Origin of the sequence: Desulfovibrio sp. (genome assembly GCF_019424165.1) — a bacterium.
GTDB lineage: Bacteria > Desulfobacterota > Desulfovibrionia > Desulfovibrionales > Desulfovibrionaceae > Desulfovibrio.
The window spans coordinates 44616-50632 of sequence record NZ_JAHZAA010000012.1; the positions used below are offsets into that span (position 1 = coordinate 44616).

The window sequence follows — 6017 nt, forward strand, 5'->3', positions numbered from 1 at the left end:
CTGGACCTTTACCTTGAAATGCTTGAAGAGGCCGTGGGCCGCCTCAAGGGTACGCCCGAAAGCCTGGTCAGCGAAACCGAGCTTACTCTCGGTTTGCCCGCCCATATTCCGGCATCGTATATCGACGACGGCCGTGAACGGCTGCGCTGTTACAAGGCCCTCACTTCCGCTCAGGGCGGCGCCGCCCGCGAAGAGATAGCCCTCTCCATACGTGACCGCTTCGGCCCCTTCCCCGAGGAACTGGCGAACTTTCTGGCAGTTCTGGATTTCAAGCAGTTTCTTACGGAATTGCAGGTGCAAAAGGCCGACGTGCACCACGAGCATGTGCGCCTGACCTGGCCCGACGGGCAAACGGCCGTGCAGCCAGAGCGCATTGTGGCGCTGGCCGCGTCCATGCCTGGAGCACGCATGCAGCCCCCGGCCGGGCTGACCCTGCCGCTGGCAAAGGATATGCCCCTTGCCGGGGGGCTTGACAGATTGCGGCAGGCCCTGGAAGACATACGTATGCCCGTTGCGAAAAGGGCCGAAGAAAAGGCCTCTGCCTGATTACAGGCATTTCGGCCCGTTCTGCCTTCAGGCTGTTTTTTTCGGCACGTGTTCCCGTCGGGAAAGGATGTCTATGCCCTTGTTGCCTTCTGTTTTTCACCATTTTTATGGCGCTCGTCCGGCAGGTCTTGCGCCGTTTTGCCGTTGCTTTACCATTGTACCCGGTCTGGTTCTGCTTGTCTGCTGCCTGCTTCTGGGCGGCTGCCTTGAAGGCCGCCTGCCAGAAGGCGTTGTGGCAACGGTCAACGGCGAACCCATTTATCTGCGCACCGTGCAGGCCTTGCTGGATGGCCGCTCGGCGGCTCTGGACACCATGCAGCGTCCATCGCTGGAAAACATGAAGCGCCAGTACGGCGACGCGCTGGGTACGCTTATCATTTACGCTCTGGTCAATCAGGAATTGCGCAACCTGCAGATTCCCGTCACCGAGTCGGCTGTGGAGTCCGCCGTGGCGAATGTCCGGGCGGATTACGGCGGGGAAGAGGAGCTGGCGCGCTTTCTGGCTGAAGAGTCGCTGGACGGTAATGAATGGCGTCTGCTCATGCGTGATTATCTCGCCATGCAGAGTTTTGAAAAGCGCGTTCTTTTGCCCGGTATCCGCATTTCCTTGGACAATGTACGGGGCTATTACAAGAAACACGAAGCGGAATTCAACTTGCCTGAAACGCTGGACATTTGTTTGATCTCAGCCGTAGAGCGGCAGGCTGTGGACAATTTTTGCGCGTCTTTTGCCTCTGTTGGCCCGGTTCGTGAAGAGCAGACAGGCGAACTTCTTTTGCAGTGTGTTGAAGCCGGGGCGGTTCAACTGCCCAAAGCGTGGCAAAAAGGTCTGGAAAAACTCGCTCCGGGGCAATGCCTGCCGCCACGGCAAGAGGGCGACCGCTGGTTCGGCCTGGCGCTGGTACGGCGTAATCCGGCCCATGTCATGAGTGTGGCCGAAGCGTATCCTCTCATAGAAAATATTTTGCGCGAGCGGGAAAAAGAGGCGGCTTTTGAACGCTGGCTGACTGTCGCCCTGTCGCGTGCTCAGGTGCGCGTGAATCCCGATCTTGTCGCAGACCTGATCACTCCGGCTTCGGCCCGGGCGGCCGTGCGTAACGGAGCCTCCGGCGGCAGCGCTGCCGACGTTGCGCCCCCCGGAGCGGGCGAAAGCGAAAGTCAGGCCGGTCAGGAAGAAACGGAAGGCCTCGGTGCTCCGGAGGTAACGCGCCCAGGGCAGGGAACTTCAGTAGAGCAGGGCCTGTAGTACGCGAACGTGTTGCTGCGCAGGAGCTTCAGGCGCTTTCTGGTTTTTGGGAATATTCTTGTTTTGGTGTATATGCGCTGTGCTGCGGCGTGCATAAGAGCGCTGCTGCCTTCAGCAGCGAGGCCGCTGACAAAGGCTGAAGCTGTGCCTGCGCCTTCGTGGCGAACGGTTGCCGGTGCAACTGATCGGGTGATGTTCGCGTGAAATCGTTCTGAATCGGGCCGGGGGTTCGCGCTGCCGGGCAGACATTGCATGTCGCGTTGTTTTGGGCTAAAAATCTAAGGATAAACAGGCGCACTGCGTCTTACATGAGGGAGAAACCTGTGAGGAAGACACTTGTTTTGCTGCTGGCGGCCATGCTTATGGCTGCATGCGGCGTGCAGGCCGCCCAGCTCAATAAAGTGGCCGCCGTGGTCAACGGGCAGGTCATTACCATGTTTGATCTGCAAAAAAATGCCCTGCCCGATATGGCACGCGCCAGACTCAATCCGGACAATCCCGCTGACGCCAAACAGGTGGACGCCATGTTCCGCAAGGTTCTGGACATGATGATCATGGATATCCTCATCGCGCAGGAAGCCAAAAGGCTGAAGGTCAGCGTGTCGCCTGCAGATATCGATAACGAGATTGCCAAACTCATGCAGGGCCGCAACATGACCAAGCAGCAGTTTGAGGAGCAGCTTGCCAGACAAAAAAGCAGCGTTGCAGAACTGCGTGGCAATATTGAAAAAAGCCTGTTAAGGCAAAAGATCATGAGCATGGAAGTTGGCCGCAAGGTGGTGGTCACCCCCGAGGAAATCCGCACCTACTACGAGGCCCACAAGGACACCATGTATGACCGCAGCGGTCTGCATATGGGGGTTCTGGTTTACTCTCCCAAGGTGAACGCCGCTTCCATTGCTGCCCAGATCCGTTCCGGCTCGCTGACTTTTGAAGAAGCTGCACGCAAGCACTCCATCGCTCCCAACAAGGAAAAGGGCGGCGATATGGGGCCGGTGGAATGGGACCGCCTGAATCCCGAGTGGGAGGGGCGCCTCACCAAGATGAAACCGGGCGATGTGACCGAACTTTTTGACTTGCAGGGGCACAAGGCCCAGGTGCATCTTTTCCGCCCCGGAGGGGGAGGAGTGAAGATGCTCAGCCTTGAAGAAGCCAAGCCGCAGATTGACGCCATATTGCGGCAGCCCAAAGCTATGGAACGTTTTGACGATTATACTGGCCAGTTGCGCAGCAAGGCCGTGATAGATATTCGCTTGTAGCGCGTCTGACCGGGCGCAGCGCGGCCGTGGTTGCCTTGGCCCGCAGCGCCGTTCCGGTTGTGGCCGGGTCTGTAACGACCCGCGCCGTGCCGCCGGTAACAGCCGCCCCTGGGGCGGCAAAGACCTTTACCGAGGCTTTGCATGACCTTAGAGGAATTGGGTGCGGCCCTGCGCGCCGAGCGTGAGCAGAGGGGGCTGAGCATCGAAGATGCGGCCAATCATCTGAAGATAGGCGCACGCCTTTTGCGCGCCCTTGAGGCGGGGGACACGTCTTCTCTGCCGCATCTTGCGTATACCAAAGGGTTTATCCGCTCCTATTCCGCCTATGTGGGCCTTTCCACCGAAGAGGTGGGCGCGGCTCTGGCAACACTGGAAGCCACCAGCGAGGAAGCTGCCGCGCAGCATACGGGGCCGCCGGAAATTTATTTGGCCCCCCGCCGCAGCTTCAAGCCTTTTTTTGTGGCGCTTGTGCTGATCCTGCTGGGCTTTGGTGCTTATGTGGCCTGGCAGCAGGGCGCGCTGGAGTTTTTGAGCAGCCAGACCCGGCGCATGGCGCAGCCCGCGCCCATGCAGCGCCCTGACACAGATGAGACCCCGGCCCCGCTTTCCACAGCCCGGCCCGGGCCGGAGGCCGCACGTACAGACAGCCCTGCCCGGCAGTCCGGCGGCGCGGATCAGCCCGCGGCTACCACTGCCACCCAGACTGTAGCGCCCGCCGCGCCCTCGGGGCCGCAGCAGGCCGAGACTGCGGCCGGTTCTCAGGCCGCTCCCGTAGCTGCCCCGGCGACTGCGCCTGCATCAGCTACCGTTCCCGCCGCAGCGGCAAACCCCGAAAGCGCCGCAGTGGTAGGCCCGCACAAGGTCATCATCACCGCTACCGAAGAATGCTGGGTGCATTCCAGCGCCGACCATACCGATACCAGACAGTTCTCACTGCGCAAGGGCGATACTTTTGCCCTTACCTTCAACAAGAGCCTGGAACTGAAGCTTGGCAATGCCGGCGGGGTGCGCATCCGCTATAACGGCGAGGAACTTCCGCCTGTGGGCGGCAGCGGTCAGGTCCGCACCCTTACCTTTCCCCCGGCACGGCAATGACAGAATGGGCCGATCACGCGCTTGTGCTGCGCATGGGGCACTTTCGTGAGTCGGACCTCTGGCTGAAAACCCTGTGTCGCAAGCATGGCCTGCTGACGCTGTTCGCTTTTGGGGGCAGCAGAAGCAGGCGTCGTTTTTGCGGCTGCCTGGACGTGCTCAACAGCCTGCACTGCCGTGTCAAGGCATCGCCGCACGGCGGCTTTTTGAACCTCGAAGAAGCCGTTTTGCTTGGCGGGCCACAAGCGCTCAGGCAAGACTGGCGGCGTATGGGCCTTGCGGCCAACTGCCTGCGCTTTGTGGAAGCCCTTGGCGTGAATGATGACGGCGCGGATGAGGCCTTTGCGCTGGTTGAAGACATGCGGCGTACGCTTGAAGAAGCCCCGGCCCTGCCCGCGCTTTTTCCTCTTTTTTTCCGTCTTCGCCTTGCCGGAGCGCTGGGCTTTGCCCCGAGCCTTGACGTGTGCGGCCTGTGCGGCGCGGACCTGTGCGGCTCTGTACAGTTTGTGGTGGATGAAGGCCACGTGCGCTGCCCGTCGTGCCGCGCACAGGCCGGACCCGTGCGCTACGGGGTGGAATTGAGCGCTGGCGGGCTTGACCTTTTACGCCATGTGCAGCAAGAATTGCCATCCGGCTGGCACGCGGAGGAATTGCCCTCGGCGGACCGGCGGGCCTGTTCCAGAGTTATCGACGGTTTTGTGCAGTATCATCTGGGACTGGCGTGGGAGGGGGGATTTTTTCGCCGCGTGTAGATGGCCGGTTTTCGCTGCCCCTGTTTTGCGATTTTACGGGTCAGCCCGGCCATGTTTGCCCATTGAGGGGTGGGCCGCGCCGGAGTAGTTTCTTTTTGGAACTGCTCTTGCGGCTACGTGCGCAGGCGGCCGTCACCAAGGCGCAAGCGCAGCTTGCCTGCGCGGGTAAACGCCGAGGTGAGCGTATTACAAGTTTTGAGAATGCGTATTCTCAAAATTAAACTGCTCTAAAAAGGAGCCGCTGGTCAGCGATTTTTGCCTTCTGTCGCCGCAACGGCAAGTCCGGGCGCGGATGTTCCGCCCGCAGCGACGGCGTGCCTTCATGCCGTTGCTCCGCCAGGAAGCAAAAAGCCTCTTGATCAGCCTTCCAAAGGACAGCACATGTATTTTCAGGACGTGATTCTCACCCTACAGAATTACTGGGCCGGACAGGGCTGCGTTATCGAGCAGCCGTCAGGCGTGGAGTGCGGGGCCGGAACCTTCAACCCGCATACCTTTTTGCGGGTTATCGGTCCCGAACCCTGGAATGTGGCCTACGTGGAGCCTTCACGGCGTCCCACAGACGGCCGTTACGGCGAAAATCCCAATCGCCTGCAGCGCTACTTTCAGTTTCAGGTCATCATGAAGCCCTCGCCGGACAACGTGCAGGACCTGTACCTGCAAAGCCTCAATGCGTTGGGCATCAATCCTGCACAGCATGACATCCGCTTTGTTGAAGACGACTGGGAATCGCCGACTCTGGGGGCCTGGGGCCTCGGTTGGGAAGTGTGGCTCAACGGCATGGAAGTGAGCCAGTTCACCTATTTCCAGCAGGTGGGCGGTATTGATCTTGCGCCTGTGAGCGTGGAGCTGACCTATGGCCTTGAACGTCTGGCCATGTATCTTCAGGGTGTGGAATCCGTGTATGATCTGGCCTGGAACAAGGATGTGACCTACGGCAATATCTACCACCAGAACGAGGTGGAGCAGTCGCGTCATAATTTCGAGGCCAGCGATGCCCAGATGCTGCTGCGCCACTTCAATGATTTTGAAGGCCAGTGCAAGGCCATGCTCGAACTGGGCCTGCCCTGGCCCGCCTATGACTATTGCCTGAAGTGTTCGCATACTTTCAACCTGCTGGAT

Annotated in this window: 6 protein-coding genes; all 6 read left to right on the top strand. The window is 59.9% G+C overall.

Annotated features, from left to right (window positions below; translation table 11 throughout):
- On the top strand, positions 1-546 hold a 546-nt coding region (locus QZ377_RS06340), incomplete at its 5' end, for a TRCF domain-containing protein (protein WP_365854420.1).
- 73 nt (positions 547-619) lie between these two features.
- Entirely contained in the window at positions 620-1792 is a 1173-nt protein-coding gene (locus QZ377_RS06345; RefSeq protein WP_291440347.1) for a peptidylprolyl isomerase, read from the top strand.
- Between the two features lie 323 nt (positions 1793-2115).
- Positions 2116-3051, top strand: coding sequence for a SurA N-terminal domain-containing protein (locus QZ377_RS06350; RefSeq protein ID WP_291440348.1), 936 nt, complete (start codon positions 2116-2118; stop codon positions 3049-3051).
- 141 nt (positions 3052-3192) lie between these two features.
- Complete coding sequence (locus QZ377_RS06355) at positions 3193-4146, top strand: helix-turn-helix domain-containing protein (RefSeq protein ID WP_291440349.1); 954 nt, start codon at positions 3193-3195, stop codon at positions 4144-4146.
- Entirely contained in the window at positions 4143-4895 is a 753-nt protein-coding gene (locus tag QZ377_RS06360) for a DNA repair protein RecO C-terminal domain-containing protein (protein WP_291440350.1), read from the top strand. Before QZ377_RS06355 ends, QZ377_RS06360 begins: the two co-directional genes overlap by 4 nt.
- A gap of 381 nt (positions 4896-5276) precedes the next feature.
- Positions 5277-6017, top strand: a 741-nt coding sequence (locus QZ377_RS06365) for a glycine--tRNA ligase subunit alpha (protein WP_291440351.1), incomplete at its 3' end; no start/stop codon positions are given.

Bases quoted from the DNA above. Each gene is read 5' to 3' on its own strand.
- QZ377_RS06345 (WP_291440347.1), top strand. From the start codon at position 620: ATGCCCTTGTTGCCTTCTGTTTTTCACCATTTTTATGGCGCTCGTCCG.
- QZ377_RS06355 (WP_291440349.1), top strand. From the start codon at position 3,193: ATGACCTTAGAGGAATTGGGTGCGGCCCTGCGCGCCGAGCGTGAGCAG.
- QZ377_RS06360 (WP_291440350.1), top strand. From the start codon at position 4,143: ATGACAGAATGGGCCGATCACGCGCTTGTGCTGCGCATGGGGCACTTT.